We start from the raw sequence: 16,322 nt of genomic DNA on the forward strand, positions 1-16,322 counted from the left end.
CGATGCTGGGGGAGCGGTGCTGAAGGAACCCTGAGGGTCCTGAAGGCGCCTTCAGGGGCGGGCTGAGGCGGGCATGCGCAGCACCAGCCGGGCGCCGCCGGCGGGCGCGGGGAGCGCGCGGACCTCACCGCCGTGCGCCCGGGCGATCTCCCGGGCGATGGCCAGCCCCAGGCCGGTGCCGCCACCGGCCCGGCCCCGGTCCGCGTCCAGGCGTACGAACCGCTCGAAGACCCGGTCCCGGTCGGCCTCCGGGATGCCCGGCCCGTCGTCCGTGACCTCCAGCAGCGCCCAGCCGTCCTCGGCCGAGGCCCGGACCACGACCCCGGTACGGGCGTACCGCAGGGCGTTGTCCACCAGGTTGGCCAGCGCCCGCTCCAGCCGCGCCGGATCCCCGGCGGCCGGTACGGGGGCCCGCGCGTCCAGCCGTAGCGCAACCCCGGGCTCCGGGCGCCGCGCCGCGTCCTCGGCGGCGAGCAGCGCGAGGTCCACCGGCTCGGTGCGCGGCGCGGGCCCGCCGTCGAGACGGGCCAGCAGGAGCAGGTCGGACGCGATGTCCTGCAGCCGTTCGGTATCGGCCAGCGCGGCGGCCACCGACTCCCGGCCGGGGTCCCGCAGCGCCACCTCCAGCCGGGACCGGACGGCCGCCAGGGGGTTGCGCAGCTCGTGCGAGGCGTCGGCGGTGAACTGCCGCTGCCGGGCGTCGCTGCGCTCCAGCCGGTCGAGCGTGTCGTTGACCGTCCGGGCCAGCTGCGCGATCTCGTCGGCGCCGCCCGGGTCCGGGACCCGCCGGTCCAGCTCGCTCCCGGTGACCGCCGCCAGCCCGGTGCGGATGGCGGTGACGGGGCGCAGCGCATGGCCCGTCACCCACCAGGCCAGGGCCGCCGAGAAGGCGATCAGCGGGGGCGCGCCGGCCAGCAGGCCGAGCGCGACGGCCCGGTTGGCGTCGTCGACGTCGCCGAGCACGGTCGCGGCGTAGACGGTGTGCGGGTCGTGTGCCCCCGGCGGGCCGGGCGCGTCCACGGCGACCACCACGCGCCGCTGTGCGCCGGGGCGCGCGGGCGGCAGGACGGCCGACCGCATGTCCTGACCGGGCGCGGGGCTCAGCTCCGTGAGCTCCGGGGTGTCCTTCAGGTCGCCGCTGGTGGCCACGACCGTACCGGCCGCGTTCCGTACGAGGACCAGGTCGACCCCGCCCTCGGGCGCGGGCAGCCGGCCGCCGCCCGGGAGGACCCCGGTGTCGTACTGGGCGGCCACCTTGCGGGCGGCGAGCTCGGTGCGGCCGGTGGTGTTCTCGATGAGGTTGGCGCGCAGCAGGGTGTAGAGCCACAGCCCGCCGGCGGCCAGGACGGCGGTCATCGCCAGGGCGGCGGCCGCGGCGGCGCGGGCGCGAAGGCTGCCGAGGCGGCGGGGCCGCCCGGGCCCCGGCAGGGGGTCAACCACCGTCCGGGGCCATCCGGTAGCCGGTGCCGTGCACGGTGAGGATCGAGCGGCGGCCGAAGGGGGCGTCGATCTTCCGGCGGAGCGAGGAGACGTAGACCTCGACGATGTTCGGGTCGATGACGTGCGGGGCGTCCCAGACCTCGTCGAGGATGTCCTGCTTGGCGACGGCCCGGCCGGGCTGCTCCATCAGGCAGCCCAGGACGCCGAGCTCGCGTGCGGTCAGCTCGATCTCGTGCGTGCCGCGGCGGCAGCGGCGGCCGCGGGGATCGAGGACGAGGTCGCCGGCCTGCAGGACGCCGGGCCGGGCGGCGTCGCCCGCGGCGGCGGCGCGGCGGGTGAGGGCGCGGAGGCGGGCGGCGAGGACGACGAAGGAGAACGGTTTCGTCAGGTAGTCGTCCGCGCCCGAGTCCAGTCCCTCGGCCTCGTCGTACTCGCCGTCCTTGGCGGTCAGCATCAGCACGGGGGTGGCGACGCCGTGAGAACGCATCCGGGTGCAGATCTCGTAGCCCGAGAGGCCGGGGAGCATCAGGTCGAGGAGGACCACGTCGTACGGGCCCCCGGTGAGCGCCAGGTCCAGGCCGCGGTGGCCGTCGTGGGCGAGGTCGACCCAGTGGCCGTCGGCGGAGAGGCCGCGCCGCAGTGAATCGGCGAGGCTGACTTCGTCTTCGACGACCAGGATCCGCATGCCCCAAGCGTCACATACCGGGCAGACCTCCCTGACGCGCCGCTCGCGCGGCTCAGCCCTGGCGGGCCTCCCCGGCTCCGCCGCGCTGCGCCGGACTCCGTCCGGCGGCGGCCGGGCGGGGTGCTCGCCACCGCAGTCCCGGCGCGGGGCCCGGTGGGCGGGTGCGGCCGAGTCGGCCCTGCGGGGCGAAGTCCCCTACCCGCCCTTCCCCCGTTCCCCGGGCTCTGCCCGGACCCCGGTCCTCAAACGCCGGACGGGCTGGAAGGGGGTACCGGGCTGCGCCCGGCCCCCCTGGGGCTCCGCCCCAGACCCCGGTCCTCAAACGCCGGACGGCTGAAAGCAGGGGCCCCGTGCTGCGCCCGGACCCCTGGGGGCTCCGCCCCAGACCCCGGGCCTCAAACGCCGGACGGCTGAAAGCAGGGGCCCCGTGCTGCGCCCGGACCCCTGGGGGCTCCGCCCCAGACCTCGGTCCTCAAACGCCGGACGGCTGAATTGGCTGCGCCGGGCCGGGGACGGGGGCGGGGTGGGGTGTCGGCCTGGACGTAAAGCGTGATTTGTGGCGCAGGTGCAGCCCGCGCCCTGTCGGAGTAGAACAGAGGGCGCCTAAATCATGCAGTCCAGGCCGACACCCCACCCCGACCCCGGCACCGGCCCACCCCCGCAGCCACGGCCACGCCGACACCACCCCAGCCCCGCCGGCGTTTGAGGCGCAGGGGCCCGGGGACTGGTCCCCGGCAACGGCGCCGCGGGATTCGGGGGGCTCGGGGGTGCCCCGAGGGGTCGGGTTCCGAGGCGCATCCAGGCGGCCAAGGCTGCGAAACCAGCGGCGCGTATTGGCACTCCGCTTGACCGAGTGCTAATCCCCGGAATAGTCTCGCATCTGGCACTCGCCCCTGGTGAGTGCCAACACAGCGACAGGCAGATCCGGCACCCGCGACGACGGATCGACCTGGTCGCCACCTCAGACAGTTAACCCCGGATCTCCGAAGGGGGAGGTCGGATCGTGACGACCACCAGCTCCAAGGTTGCCATCAAGCCGCTTGAGGACCGCATTGTGGTCCAGCCGCTCGACGCCGAGCAGACCACGGCCTCTGGCCTGGTCATCCCGGACACCGCGAAGGAGAAGCCCCAGGAGGGCGTCGTCCTCGCGGTTGGCCCGGGTCGCTTCGAGGACGGCCAGCGTCTCCCGCTGGACGTCACCGTCGGCGACGTCGTCCTGTACTCCAAGTACGGCGGCACCGAAGTGAAGTACAACGGCGAGGAGTACCTCGTCCTCTCGGCCCGCGACGTGCTCGCGATCGTCGAGAAGTAATCACTTCTCCAGTTTTGCTTTGAGCTACGCCCCTGGTCACCCCTGCTGATGCCGGGCGGCGAGGGGCGTAGTTCGTTCTAGACAGGCGGTCGCGGTGAGCGGCCGGGGATAGCAACGAGAGGGCTGAACCGCTCCCATGCCGAAGATTCTCAAGTTTGACGAGGACGCCCGTCGCGCCCTTGAGCGTGGCGTCAACAAGCTTGCCGACACCGTGAAGGTGACGATCGGCCCCAAGGGCCGCAACGTCGTCATCGACAAGAAGTTCGGCGCTCCGACCATCACGAACGACGGCGTCACCATCGCCCGTGAGGTCGAGCTCGACGACCCGTACGAGAACCTTGGCGCGCAGCTCGTCAAGGAGGTCGCGACCAAGACCAACGACGTCGCGGGTGACGGCACCACCACCGCCACCGTCCTGGCGCAGGCGCTGGTCCGCGAGGGTCTGCGCAACGTCGCCGCGGGTGCTTCCCCGGCCGCCCTGAAGAAGGGCATCGACGCCGCGGTCAAGGCCGTCTCCGACGAGCTCCTGGCGACCGCCCGTCCGATCGAGGACAAGTCCGACATCGCCGCCGTGGCCGCGCTCTCCGCGCAGGACCAGCAGGTCGGTGACCTCATCGCCGAGGCGATGGACAAGGTCGGCAAGGACGGTGTCATCACCGTCGAGGAGTCCAACGCCTTCGGCCTGGAGCTGGAGTTCACCGAGGGCATGGCCTTCGACAAGGGCTACCTGTCCCCGTACATGGTCTCCGACCAGGAGCGTATGGAGGCCATCCTCGATGACCCGTACATCCTGATCAACCAGGGCAAGATCTCCTCCATCCAGGACCTCCTGCCGCTGCTCGAGAAGGTCATCCAGGCCGGCGCCTCCAAGCCGCTCCTGATCATCGCCGAGGACGTCGAGGGCGAGGCGCTCTCCACCCTCGTCGTCAACAAGATCCGTGGCACCTTCAACGCCGTCGCCGTCAAGGCGCCCGGCTTCGGTGACCGCCGCAAGGCGATGCTCCAGGACATGGCCACCCTCACCGGTGCCACCGTCATCGCCGAGGAGGTCGGCCTCAAGCTCGACCAGGCCGGTCTGGACGTACTGGGCTCCGCCCGCCGCGTCACGATCTCCAAGGACAGCACCACCATCGTCGACGGTGGCGGCTCCTCCGACGAGGTCCTCGGCCGCGTCAACCAGATCAAGGCCGAGATCGAGTCGACCGACTCGGACTGGGACCGCGAGAAGCTGCAGGAGCGCCTGGCGAAGCTCGCCGGCGGCGTCTGCGTCATCAAGGTCGGCGCCGCCACCGAGGTGGAGCTCAAGGAGAAGAAGCACCGTCTCGAGGACGCCATCTCGGCGACCCGCGCCGCGGTCGAGGAGGGCATCGTCTCCGGCGGTGGCTCCGCTCTCGTCCACGCCGTGAAGGTGCTCGAGGGCAACCTCGGCCTGTCGGGCGACGAGGCCACCGGTGTCGCGGTCGTGCGCCGCGCCGCCGTCGAGCCGCTGCGCTGGATCGCCGAGAACGCCGGCCTCGAGGGCTACGTCATCACCGCGAAGGTCGCCGAGCTCGAGAAGGGCCAGGGCTTCAACGCCGCCACCGGCGAGTACGGCGACCTGGTCAAGGCCGGCGTCATCGACCCGGTCAAGGTCACCCGCTCCGCGCTGGAGAACGCCGCTTCCATCGCGTCGCTGCTGCTCACGACCGAGACCCTGGTCGTCGAGAAGCCGGCCGACGAAGAGGCCGACGCCGGTCACGGCCACGGCCACGGCCACAGCCACTGACCTCGTCAGTAAGCACGGCCGGTAAGTACGGCCAGTAAGTACGGCAAGCCCCGGTCACCGCTGCCAAGCGGTGGTGACCGGGGCTTTCCCGTCTGCTATCCGGGCATCATGCCCATCTGGCGCATCAGGCCCGGGGCGTCGTAGTACCACCAGTCCTCGGCGATCTGGCCGTTCTCGATCCGGCAGGTCGTACAGCCCGACATGCTGAATTCCTTGCCCGTCGGTGCGACCCCCATGAACTCGCCCTTGTGGGTGCCCTTCCAGTCCCAGAGCGTGGTGACGCAGTCCCCCTCGGCGATCTGGCGCGTCATGTCGATGCTCATGTCGAAGGCGCCCTGCCACATGCCGACGGTCTTGCGGAGTCCCTCGCGGCCGTTGCCCTCGCCGGTGCGCTCCATGATGTCGTGGGTGACGTAGTCGGCCGCGATGCACTCTTCGACGGCGTCGAAGTTGGCCTTGCCCAGGACCTCCTCGAAGAACCGGTTCACGACGAGCTTGTTGAGGTACTCGTCGCGGACCACGTCGAGGTTCATGAACTTCGGCATGCCTTCGCAGAGCGCCACCATCTCCTGGAACATCCGGTCGGTTTCCGGGAGCTGAGAATTCCTCATGGCCTCTTCGTACGAGGGGAATTCGACGAGGTCCACGTAGTGGGTCTTGGAGTCGCGGTCCCTGCCGATGAGAGTGTGGGTGACCGTGCGCTTGCCGGCGGTCTGCTCGGCATAGCGGTCGATGAGACTGTTCATCTCGTCGAAGCGCTTGGTCTCGTAGTCGATCACTTGTACGAATGTCATCGCGTCGCCTCCCGCGCTGGATGGGACACATCCAGTCTAGGGAGATTTCACCGATATGCCGCGTTTACTCAGGGGTCACCACGAGCCCGGTCACTGAGGGCCGTACTTGCGCCCCGTGCGCGAGGACATCCCGCCCAGCAGCCCCCGCGGGGTCAGCTTCACCACGCCCATCAGCGCCTTGTACCGCGGGTCCGGGATCGACACCGTCTTGCCCCGCGCCAGATCGGCCAGGGCCGCCGCCACCAGCTTGTCGGCATCGAGCCACATCCAGCCGGGAATGTTGTCCGTGCCCATGCCGGCCCGCTCGTGGAACTCGGTGCGCACGAAGCCCGGGCACAGCGCCATCAGCCGTACGCCCGAGCCGGTCAGGTCCTTGGCCGCGCCCTGGGTGAACTGCACGACCCAGGCCTTGCTCGCCCCGTAGGTGCCGCGCGGCAGGAAGGCGGCCACCGAGGCCACGTTGATCACGCCGCCGCGCCCGCGCGAGCGCATCGGCTCCACGGCCGCCGAGGTCAGCCGCAGCACGGCCTCGATGTGGACCTTCAGCATGGTCAGCTCGTCGGCCATGGAGACCTCGAGGTAACGGCCCTTGTTGCCGAAGCCCGCGTTGTTCACCAGCAGGTCCACCGGGTGCTTGCGGTCGGCGAGGCGTTCCTCGACCGCCGCGATGCCCTCCTCGGTGGAGAGGTCGGCGGCCAGCACCTCGGCCTCGATCCCGTGCCGGTCGTGCAGCTCGGTGGCCTGCTCGCCGAGCCGCTTGGTGTCCCGGGCCACCAGGACGAGGTTGTGCCCCTGGGCGGCGAGCCGCCGGGCGAAGGCGGCGCCGATGCCCGCCGTGGATCCCGTAATCAACGCAGTCGTCATAGGCGCAACCTAGTCGCCCTGCTTGCCGTACTTCTCCACGTGGGCCAGCGCCTTGTCCCGAGCCTCCGGCTCCAGTGCGTCGCCCGCCGCCAGCGTGCGCGGCAGCAGCTCCCGCTCGGTGGTGAAGGCGCGGAACCAGAACTCCACCGTCACCTCGTGGTCCGGGCGGTGCACGACCTCGATGGTGTCGCCGGGGGAGACCGAGCCTTCCCGCAGGACCCGCAGGTAGGCGCCCGGCCGGGCCTCCTGGGTGAACCGCTTGACCCAGGCCTTCTCGCCGAGCATGCCCTGGAAGGTCCGGCACGGGATGCGGGCCGAGGCCACCTCCAGGAGCAGGTCGGGGCCGACCCGCCAGCGCTCGCCGAGCAGCGCGCCGTTCACGTCGAGGCCGGAGGTGGTGAAGTTCTCGCCGAAGATCCCGCCGGGCAGTTCGCGGCCGAGCTCGCCCTCCCACCACTCCAGGTCCTCGCGGGCGTACGCGTACACGGCCTGGTGGTCCCCGCCGTGATGGCGCAGATGGCAGATCTCGTCCCCCTCCACGCCGCTCGCGCCGACGCCCTTGGGGCCGGGCGCGAAGACCCGTACGGGGCCCGGCACCGGAACCTTGCCGTGACCGGTGCGCCCGTCCGGGGCGTCGGTGTAGTCGACGGCCGTCGCGCGGCCCAGGTTCACGGAGATCAGATGCATGGATCCACGCTAGCCGAGCCGACCCAAAGTGGTCCTGGATTATTCGCGCCGACATCAAAGTGCCCCTTATGCTCGAGGGGTGATCGAGGCACGCCATCTCCGAGTTCTGCGCGCTGTCGCCGGAACCGGGTCCTTCTCCGCCGCCGCCCGCGAGCTCGGCTGCACCCAGCCGGCCGTCTCCCAGCAGATGAAGGCGCTGGAGCAGTCCGCCGGCACCCCGCTGCTGATCCGCACCGGGCGCGAAATGCGGCTCACCCAGGCCGGTGAGGCGCTGGTCCGGCATGCCGCCGGGATCCTCGCCGGTCTGACGGCCGCCGAGGAGGAGGTCGCGGCCATCGCCGGGCTGCGCGCCGGCCGGGTCCGGCTGGTCTCCTTCCCCAGCGGCAGTTCCACGCTGGTGCCCACCGCGCTCGCGGCGATGCGCGCCGAGCACCCGGGGACCCGGATCTCGCTGGTCGAGGCGGAGCCGCCGCGCTCCGTGGAGATGCTGCGCGAGGGCGACTGCGATCTCGCGCTGGCCTTCCGCTACGGCGGCGCCTCCGGGTCGGCGGCCGAGTGGGAGGACCTCGTGGTCCGGCCGCTGCTGACCGACCGGCTCGTCGGGCTGGTGCCGGAGGGGCACCGGCTGGCGGGGGCGGAGCGGGTGGGCATGGCGGAGCTGGCCGACGAGCCCTGGATCGCGGGCTGTCCGCGCTGCCGCCGCCATCTGGTGGAGGTGTGCGAAGCCGTCGGCTTCACCCCGCGCATCGACTTCGCCACCGACGACTACCCGGCCGTGGTCGGCCTGGTCGGGGCCGGGCTCGGGGTCGCGGTGCTGCCGGAGCTCGCGGTCGAGTCCGTACGGGCCAAGGGCGTGAGCACCCTCGTCGTGGAACCTGCCGTCGAGCGGGAGGTCGTCGCGCTGACGCTGCCCGACCTGGCCCGGGTCCCGGCGGTGGCCGCGACCCTGGCCCAGCTGGAGCGGGCCGCCCGGCGCTGACGCCGGGGCGCCGTCGGGCAGCGCTGACGGGCGGCGCCGGCCGGCCGGTGGTGCCGGATGGGCCGGGTGGCCGGACGGGGCCGCCACGCGAAGGACCGTACCGCGGTACGGCCGGTCGGGTGGCAGCCCGGTCCGGTACGCGACACGCCCGTGCGCGCCGGTGCTGTGTGCGCCGGTGCTGCGCGTGCCGATGCTGTGCGTGCCGATGCTGCGCGTCGGCGTGAAATCGAAGAAACGTTCCTTCGGTCGTTTCGTGTGAAGCCCGCTCAGTGCGGAGTGATCGGCGTGCTCGGTCCGATCGCGCTCGTCGCCGGGATCAGGCGATGGCGGGCGCGGCCCATCAGTTCTTCGCGTTCGTCCTCGGTGAGGCCGCCCCACACCCCGTAGGGCTCGCGGACGGCGAGTGCGTGCGCGGCGCATTCAGAACGCACCGGGCATCGCATGCAGACCTCTTTAGCCGAGGTCTCGCGCGCGCTCCTGGCCGCGCCCCGCTCGCCTTCCGGGTGGAAGAAGAGGGAGCTGTCGACCCCGCGGCAGGCAGCCAGCAGCTGCCAGTCCCAGAGGTCGGCGTTCGGTCCGGGGAGGCGGGAGAAATCTGCCATTGGTAGTCCTCTTGGTGCCGGTACTGAGGCGGATACGGTCCATGTCTCCACACCTACTGTCGTAGTAGATGTAAATATGACTCATTGGGAATCTAGCCTCAGACATGCGCCAAACGGAAGGAAAGCCGCCAAATAGGGCATAACGCCAGATGGAGGACACGCGGTGAGTGGCTCCTGCCTTGTGTTCGCTTCCTCACGTAGAGTGCCGAAGGTGTCCGTCCGACCCGTAACTCTTTCGAGTGACCATCGTTGAGAGTGCGAAGGCGGTTGAACCAAGAAGTTCTCGGACATGTGTCCGGGAGCATCGACCGCACAGGTGACGATACGTACCAGCCTGGAGGCTCAAGGTGACGCGCATCAGCAGCTGCGGAGGGCGGTCATGACATCCGTCCTCGTCTGCGACGACTCCCCGCTTGCCCGAGAGGCGCTCCGTCGCGCGGTTGCCACCGTGCCCGGCGTCGAGCGAGTGACGACGGCTGCCAACGGCGAGGAAGTCCTCCGCCGCTGGGGTGCCGACCGTTCCGACCTGATTCTGATGGATGTACGGATGCCGGGGCTCGGCGGTGTGGAGACGGTTCGCCGGCTGCTCTCGGCCGATCCCGGCGCCCGCATCATCATGCTGACGGTCGCCGAGGACCTGGACGGCGTGGCCCTCGCGGTCGCCGCCGGCGCCCGGGGCTATCTGCACAAGGACGCCTCGCGCGCCGAACTGCGGGCCACGGTCACCCAGGCCCTCGCCGACCCGACCTGGAGGCTGGCCCCGCGCCGGCTCCGCTCGGCCGAGATGGGCGCCGCGCCCACGCTCACCGCGCGCGAGATCCAGGTGCTGGAGGGCATGAGCCACGGCCGTTCCAACGCGGAGATCGGGCGCGAGCTCTTCCTCTCCGAGGACACGGTCAAGACGCACGCCCGCCGGCTGTTCAAGAAGCTGGGCGCGTCCGACCGGGCGCACGCCGTGGCACTCGGGTTCCGCTGGGGTCTGGTCCGCTGACCGCAGGGGCCGCCGGCCCTCACCGGCCGGCGGTGCCGCCGGCGGGCCGGCCCGCCCGGCTCCCCGGACCCCGCGGCCCCGGCCGGACCCCGCGGCCCCGGCCGCCCTGTGGAATCTCCCGCCGTCCGATCCGCCGCACCCTGGTGCGCACCGGGGATTGACGGTGCACAATCCGGGGGACGTGTCGCTTCGGGCGCGATGCCGCATGCTTGAGGGTGTGGCGCATCCTGGAGATGTCGCCGCGGGGACGATTCGGCCGAGCGGGAGGGGAGGGGCCAGAGCATGAGTTCCGGTGCACCCACCCCGCACAACCCGTCGACGCATAACGCTTCGACGTACAACACGGGCCGCGGTGCCGCGAATACTCCGGCGCCAAGGCACCATGGATTGATGCGCGACGACGAGGCCCCGGGGTCACCCGCGACCACAGGCGGCAGCGGAGCCTCCCGGAACAGCGGCGACAGTACCGTCAGCGCGCTCGTACGCCGTGCGGTGGAAGGCGACGAGCAGGCCACCCACGATCTGCTCGCCTTCGTGCACCCCCTCGCCATCCGCTACTGCCGCTCCCGCCTGTCGCGACTTCCGGGTGACGCTCGTCACTTCGTGGAGGACCTGGCGCAGGAGGTCTGCGTCGCCGTCCTGATGGCGCTGCCGCGCTACCGCGACACCGGGCGCCCCTTCGAGGCCTTCGTCTTCGCCATCGCCGCGCACAAGGTCGCCGATCTCCAGCGGGCCGCCATGCGCCATCCGGGCAGTACCGCCGTGCCCTCCGACGAGATGCCGGAACGGCCCGACGACTCCCTCGGTCCGGAGGAGCGCGCACTGCTGAGCAGTGACGCCGCCTGGGCCAAGAAGCTGCTCGCCAACCTTCCGGAGAACCAGCGCGAGCTCCTCGTCCTGCGCGTGGCCGTCGGCCTGACCGCCGAAGAGACCGGGCAGATGCTCGGAATGTCCCCCGGGGCCGTGCGCGTCGCCCAGCACCGGGCGCTGAGCCGGCTCCGTGCGCTCGCCGAGCAGTAGGCCGTACGGGGTTTTCCCCGTAGGAAGATATGAATCTTGGCATCGATCTTCGTCGTGGAATGAGACGCGTCGGGATCCCGTTAGCATGGACATCCGCGCTGAGCAAGACCATCTTGGAAGGTGTCATGACTGTGAACGGCGGCGATTCGACTGGGGTACCCGACAAATTCGCCACACTCGGCCTCACATATGACGACGTGCTGCTGCTCCCGGGCTCGTCGGACATGTCCCCGGACGCCATCGACACGTCCTCGCTCATCTCCCGCAACGTCCGTGTGAACGTCCCGCTGCTCTCCGCCGCCATGGACAAGGTCACCGAGGCCCGGATGGCCATCGCGATGGCCCGCCAGGGCGGCGTCGGCGTCCTGCACCGCAACCTCTCCATCGCCGACCAGGCCAACCAGGTCGACCTGGTCAAGCGCTCCGAGTCCGGCATGGTCACCGACCCGATCACGGTGCACCCCGACGCGACCCTGCGCGAGGCCGACGAACTGTGCGCCAAGTTCCGGATCTCCGGCGTCCCGGTCACCGACCCGGCGGGCAAGCTGCTCGGCATCGTCACCAACCGCGACATGGCCTTCGAGTCGGACCGCAGCCGCCAGGTGCGCGAGGTCATGACCCCGATGCCGCTGGTCACGGGCAAGGTGGGCATCACCGGCGTGGACGCCATGGAGCTGCTGCGCCGCCACAAGATCGAGAAGCTGCCGCTCGTCGACGAGTCCGGCCTCCTCAAGGGCCTCATCACGGTCAAGGACTTCGTCAAGGCCGAGAAGTACCCGAACGCCGCCAAGGACAAGGACGGCCGGCTGCTCGTCGGCGCGGCCGTCGGTGTCGCGGGCGACGCGTACGAGCGGGCCCAGGCCCTGATCGAGGCGGGCGCCGACTTCATCGTCGTCGACACCGCCCACGGCCACTCCCGCCTGGTCGGCGACATGGTCTCCAAGATCAAGTCGAACTCGAGGGTCGACGTCATCGGCGGCAACATCGCCACCCGCGACGGCGCCCAGGCCCTCATCGACGCCGGCTGCGACGGCATCAAGGTCGGCGTCGGCCCCGGCTCCATCTGCACCACCCGCGTCGTCGCCGGCATCGGCGTTCCGCAGGTCACCGCGATCTACGAGGCCTCGCTCGCCGCCAAGGCGGCCGGCGTGCCGGTCATCGGTGACGGCGGCCTGCAGTACTCCGGCGACATCGCGAAGGCGCTCGTCGCGGGCGCCGACACCGTGATGCTCGGCTCGCTGCTCGCGGGCTGCGAGGAGTCCCCGGGCGAGCTGCTGTTCATCAACGGCAAGCAGTTCAAGTCGTACCGCGGCATGGGCTCGCTCGGCGCGATGCAGTCCCGCGGCGACCGCAAGTCCTTCTCCAAGGACCGCTACTTCCAGGAGGGCGTGGGCGGCGACGACAAGCTCATCCCCGAGGGCATCGAGGGCCAGGTCCCCTACCGCGGCCCGCTCTCCGCGGTCGTGCACCAGCTCGTCGGCGGCCTGCGCCAGTCGATGTTCTATGTCGGCGGCCGCACGGTGCCGGAGCTCCAGGACCGGGGCCGGTTCGTCCGGATCACCTCGGCGGGGCTCAAGGAGAGCCACCCGCACGACATCCAGATGACGGTCGAGGCGCCGAACTACAGCCGCAAGGGCTGATCGGAGCATCGCAGGAGGGGCGGGCCCGGACGGGCCCGCCCCTCCTGCGTGCCCGGTGCGTGCGTCCGTACAGCGGTCACCGGAACGCGGCGCGCCGGGGTTCGGGGATACTGGACGGGCAGACCCACAGGAAAGGCCACCACACGTGACTGAGATCGAGATCGGGCGCGGCAAGCGCGGCCGCCGGGCGTACGCGTTCGATGACATCGCCATCGTCCCCAGCCGCCGTACCCGGGACCCGAAGGAGGTCTCGATCGCCTGGCAGATCGACGCCTACCGCTTCGAGCTCCCGTTCCTGGCCGCCCCCATGGACTCGGTCGTCTCCCCGCAGACCGCCATCCGCATCGGCGAGCTCGGCGGCCTCGGCGTGCTGAACCTCGAAGGCCTGTGGACCCGGTACGAGGACCCGCAGCCGCTGCTCGACGAGATCGCGGAGCTGGACGAGGAGTCCGCCACCCGCCGTCTCCAGGAGATCTACTCCGCTCCGATCCAGGCGGACCTGATCCGTCAGCGGATCAAGGAGGTGCGCGACTCGGGCGTCGTCACCGCCGCCGCGCTCTCCCCGCAGCGCACGGCCGAGTTCTCCAAGGCCGTCGTCGACGCGGGCGTGGACATCTTCGTGATCCGCGGCACCACCGTGTCGGCGGAGCACGTCTCCGGCGCCGCCGAACCGCTGAACCTCAAGCAGTTCATCTACGAGCTCGACGTCCCGGTCATCGTGGGCGGCTGCGCCACCTACACCGCGGCCCTGCACCTGATGCGCACCGGCGCGGCCGGCGTCCTGGTCGGCTTCGGCGGCGGCGCCGCGCACACCACGCGCAACGTGCTGGGCATCCAGGTCCCGATGGCCACCGCCGTCGCCGACGTGGCGGCGGCCCGCCGCGACTACATGGACGAGTCCGGCGGCCGCTACGTGCACGTCATCGCCGACGGCGGCGTGGGCTGGTCCGGCGACATCCCGAAGGCCGTCGCCTGCGGCGCCGACGCCGTGATGATGGGCTCCCCGCTGGCCCGTGCCACCGACGCGCCCGGCAAGGGCAACCACTGGGGCATGGAGGCCGTCCACGAGGACGTGCCGCGCGGCAAGAAGGTCGACCTCGGCACGGTCGGCACCACCGAGGAGATCCTCACCGGCCCGTCGCACTCCCCGGACGGCTCGATGAACATCTTCGGCGCGCTGCGCCGCTCGATGGCGACCACCGGCTACAGCGAGCTCAAGGAGTTCCAGCGGGTCGAGGTCACCATCGCGGACTCGCAGCACAGCCGCTGACGGTCTTCGCCGTACGTTCGCCGGAGGGCCGGCGCCCCTTGTGGGGCGCCGGCCCTCCGGCGTGTCCGGCTCCGGTTCAGGCGTCCAGGGGTGCCGCGGCTACTTCCTTCCCGCGGTCCGGAGCCTCAGACAGACGGCCCAGGGAATCAGGGCGGCGCCCGCGACGAGCAGCCACTTGAACAGGAACCAGGCGTTGTCCCGGGATATCTGCCCGTGCTCGTCGCCCATGACGAGGCCGAGGACGAGCACGGACGCGCCGATGACCATCCCCGGCAGGCCCAGCACCCACAGCAGGACGGTGAACCAGGTGGCGGCCGGAGCGGCGGGCACCGGGGCCGGGGCCGGGGTCGGTGCCGGCGTCTGCGGTGCCGGGGTCTGCGGGGCGGTGCGCGGGGCCCGGACCGGAGTGCGCGGCGGCATCGCGACGACCGCGGAGGGCGGGACACCCGCATCGAGGGGGGCCAGCTCGGCCGCGGTGATCGCGAACCGGGCCGGCTCGACGGTGAGCGTGAACCCGTCGTGGCCGACCAGGTGGCGGGCTCCGTCCGGGTAGGCCTGCATCAGGGAGCACTCGGCGTAGCGGACGGTGATCCGGCCTGCCGCGCTGACCAGGCCGACCCCCTCGGCGGCCACGGTGAGGACCGTGCCGGGATCGTCCGAAGCCGGGTACTCCCGCCCGGAGACGGTCTCCGTGGACCCGGTGGGCGCGGCCGCGAGCCCGGCCCCGTCCACGCTGCCGCGCGGCGCCCGCACCAGGGCGCCGGCCCACAGGGCGCGCGCGACCTCGTGCAGGTCCTGCGCGCCGACCGCCTCGATCTCGGCCCGCTCCTCGGCGGGGGTGCGGTGGGGGCGGCCCAGCAGCAGGTCCGTGGCCCGGTCCGGGAGCCGTGCCGCGGCGAGCCCGGGGGTGTCGAGCCGCGCGAGCGCGGAGGCCCGTACGGCGTCCAGCGCGGACTCCTCGATCCGGCCGGCGCGGAGCTTCGCCAGGACGTCCACGAAGACGCCGGCCATCGCGTCCTGGTGCTGCGGGAGCGCCTCGGCGTGGGCGACGACGGTCGCGGAGCCGGCGTCGCGCGGGACGTACTCGGCGGTCGCGGCGTACGCGTACCCGCTGTTCTGGCGCAGTTCCCGCAGCAGCTCCCTGCCGAGTACGCCGGTGAACAGGCGCGCGGCGGTGGAGCGCGGCAGTACGGAGGTCAGGGTGACGGAGCCGTCGCCGCCCCGGAACCGGGCGGGCAGGGCGGGCAGGGCCGAGGTGGCCTCGGGCGCGGGGTGCCGGCCGCCGGTGGGGAGGGTGAGGTCGAGGCCCTCGGGGACGGCGCCCGCGGTGATCCACAGGACGGCGTTCCCGGCCGTGAACCGGCTACGGGCCCAGTCGCGCACCTGCTCCGCGGTGAGGTGCGGGAGCCCGGCCTCGTCGTAGCCGGTGAGGCCGTAGGAGCGGGAGCCGTAGCGCCACTGGGCGCAGCGTCCGGCGGGGTCGGGGGCGCGGTCGGCAGAACGGTCGGCAGGGCGGTCGGCGGCGCGGTCCGCGGGCTCGGTGCGCAGGATCTCCTTCAGGGTCTCCAGCCGTTCGAGGGGGAGGTCGCGCAGCGCGGCGCAGACGCCGTTCAGGTGGGCCACCACTTCGGCGGGGGTGCCGGTGACCTGGAACCGGGTGAACGTGGCGGAGGGCGCGGGGGCGCCGTCCTCGGGCGGGTCGCCCGGGCCGAGCCGGTGCAGGGCGAGGCGCCGGACGAGGCGGGTGATGCCGCTGGTGGCGAGGGTCTCGTCGGCGCGGCCGACGCGGAAGAACAGCCCGGCGGTGACCGGGCCGGGCCGGGGGGCGAGGAGCACGGGGACTCCGTCGACGGTGGTCTCGGTGATCATGCGGCTCCTCGGCCGTGGTTGCGGCGGCGTGCCGGGGTGGCGCACGGGGCGGCGGAACGGACGTCCCGGCCGACCCGGCCGACCCGGGCGACCCGGGCGACCCGGCCGACCCGGCCGACCCGGATCAGCCGCCCGGCGAGCAGGCTCCGTACGAGCGGATCCCCGGGGTCCTGCGCCATGGCCTCGTTGAGGAACGGCCCGGCGTTGTGCTGTTCGCCGACGACACGAGAGGAGGCGGCCCGGTCGTCCTCGTCGCCGAGTGCGGCGAAGGCCGCGGCGAGGGCCGCGGCGACGGCGTCCCGGTCCTGGCGGTGGACGGGGGCGCGCAGGTCGGCGAGCGCGGGGATGCGGTCGGCGGGCTCGTACAGGGGCCGGCCGAGCGGGGGGTGAGCGGACACGCGCGG

15 protein-coding genes are annotated in these 16,322 nt (G+C 72.2%); 7 read left to right on the forward strand and 8 right to left on the reverse strand.

Annotated elements, in window-relative coordinates; translation table 11 throughout:
• Window positions 1–51: 51 nt before the first annotated feature.
• Window positions 52–1,440 (reverse strand): HAMP domain-containing sensor histidine kinase, encoded by a 1,389-nt coding sequence (locus MTF69_RS12220; protein ID WP_243333424.1) that lies wholly within the window; start codon window positions 1,438–1,440, stop codon window positions 52–54.
• Window positions 1,433–2,125, reverse strand: a complete 693-nt coding sequence (locus tag MTF69_RS12225; RefSeq protein ID WP_243333425.1) for a response regulator transcription factor — start codon at window positions 2,123–2,125, stop codon at window positions 1,433–1,435. Before MTF69_RS12225 ends, MTF69_RS12220 begins: the two co-directional genes overlap by 8 nt.
• A gap of 1,003 nt (window positions 2,126–3,128) precedes the next feature.
• On the opposite strand from MTF69_RS12225, the gene groES reads away from it, so the two are divergent.
• Both groES and groL read left to right on the forward strand, forming a co-directional pair.
• Window positions 3,129–3,437 carry a co-chaperone GroES gene (gene groES / locus MTF69_RS12230; protein WP_008739621.1) on the forward strand — a complete coding sequence of 103 codons (309 nt, stop codon included), beginning with the start codon at window positions 3,129–3,131 and terminating at the stop codon, window positions 3,435–3,437.
• Window positions 3,438–3,573: 136 nt separating this feature from the next.
• Window positions 3,574–5,202, forward strand: coding sequence for a chaperonin GroEL (gene groL / locus MTF69_RS12235; RefSeq protein WP_243333426.1), 1,629 nt, complete (start codon window positions 3,574–3,576; stop codon window positions 5,200–5,202).
• Window positions 5,203–5,297: 95 nt separating this feature from the next.
• On the opposite strand, the gene MTF69_RS12240 is transcribed toward groL, so the two are convergent.
• The 3 genes from MTF69_RS12240 to MTF69_RS12250 all read right to left on the reverse strand — a co-directional run bounded on the left by MTF69_RS12240 (window position 5,298) and on the right by MTF69_RS12250 (window position 7,547).
• On the reverse strand, window positions 5,298–5,996 hold the full coding sequence (locus tag MTF69_RS12240; RefSeq protein WP_243333427.1) for an ester cyclase: 699 nt from the start codon (window positions 5,994–5,996) through the stop codon (window positions 5,298–5,300).
• Between the two features lie 90 nt (window positions 5,997–6,086).
• Window positions 6,087–6,860 carry an SDR family oxidoreductase gene (locus tag MTF69_RS12245; RefSeq protein ID WP_243333428.1) on the reverse strand — a complete coding sequence of 258 codons (774 nt, stop codon included), beginning with the start codon at window positions 6,858–6,860 and terminating at the stop codon, window positions 6,087–6,089.
• Window positions 6,861–6,869: 9 nt separating this feature from the next.
• Window positions 6,870–7,547, reverse strand: a complete 678-nt coding sequence (locus tag MTF69_RS12250; RefSeq protein ID WP_243333429.1) for an MOSC domain-containing protein — start codon at window positions 7,545–7,547, stop codon at window positions 6,870–6,872.
• 79 nt (window positions 7,548–7,626) lie between these two features.
• Between MTF69_RS12250 and MTF69_RS12255 the strand changes: the two genes are divergently transcribed.
• A complete protein-coding gene (locus MTF69_RS12255) occupies window positions 7,627–8,526 on the forward strand; it encodes a LysR family transcriptional regulator (RefSeq protein WP_243333430.1) in 900 nt (299 codons plus the stop codon).
• 266 nt (window positions 8,527–8,792) lie between these two features.
• Here MTF69_RS12255 and MTF69_RS12260 read toward each other — a convergent pair whose 3' ends face one another.
• Complete coding sequence (locus MTF69_RS12260; protein ID WP_243333431.1) at window positions 8,793–9,128, reverse strand: WhiB family transcriptional regulator; 336 nt, start codon at window positions 9,126–9,128, stop codon at window positions 8,793–8,795.
• Window positions 9,129–9,507: 379 nt separating this feature from the next.
• Between MTF69_RS12260 and MTF69_RS12265 the strand changes: the two genes are divergently transcribed.
• From MTF69_RS12265 to MTF69_RS12280, 4 genes are all read left to right on the forward strand, one after another.
• Entirely contained in the window at window positions 9,508–10,119 is a 612-nt protein-coding gene (locus MTF69_RS12265; RefSeq protein ID WP_003948568.1) for a response regulator transcription factor, read from the forward strand.
• 390 nt (window positions 10,120–10,509) lie between these two features.
• Window positions 10,510–11,139 carry a sigma-70 family RNA polymerase sigma factor gene (locus MTF69_RS12270; protein ID WP_243333434.1) on the forward strand — a complete coding sequence of 210 codons (630 nt, stop codon included), beginning with the start codon at window positions 10,510–10,512 and terminating at the stop codon, window positions 11,137–11,139.
• Window positions 11,140–11,264: 125 nt separating this feature from the next.
• Window positions 11,265–12,779 carry an IMP dehydrogenase gene (guaB, locus tag MTF69_RS12275; RefSeq protein WP_243333435.1) on the forward strand — a complete coding sequence of 505 codons (1,515 nt, stop codon included), beginning with the start codon at window positions 11,265–11,267 and terminating at the stop codon, window positions 12,777–12,779.
• A 145-nt stretch (window positions 12,780–12,924) separates the two neighbouring features.
• Window positions 12,925–14,049 carry a GuaB3 family IMP dehydrogenase-related protein gene (locus MTF69_RS12280; RefSeq protein ID WP_243333436.1) on the forward strand — a complete coding sequence of 375 codons (1,125 nt, stop codon included), beginning with the start codon at window positions 12,925–12,927 and terminating at the stop codon, window positions 14,047–14,049.
• A gap of 99 nt (window positions 14,050–14,148) precedes the next feature.
• Here MTF69_RS12280 and MTF69_RS12285 read toward each other — a convergent pair whose 3' ends face one another.
• Both MTF69_RS12285 and MTF69_RS12290 read right to left on the reverse strand, forming a co-directional pair.
• Complete coding sequence (locus MTF69_RS12285) at window positions 14,149–15,918, reverse strand: pitrilysin family protein (RefSeq protein ID WP_243333437.1); 1,770 nt, start codon at window positions 15,916–15,918, stop codon at window positions 14,149–14,151.
• Entirely contained in the window at window positions 15,915–16,316 is a 402-nt protein-coding gene (locus MTF69_RS12290) for a hypothetical protein (protein ID WP_243333438.1), read from the reverse strand. Before MTF69_RS12290 ends, MTF69_RS12285 begins: the two co-directional genes overlap by 4 nt.
• Window positions 16,317–16,322: the final 6 nt, after the last annotated feature.

Source organism: Streptomyces sp. AP-93 (assembly GCF_022808175.1).
Lineage (GTDB): Bacteria > Actinomycetota > Actinomycetes > Streptomycetales > Streptomycetaceae > Streptomyces.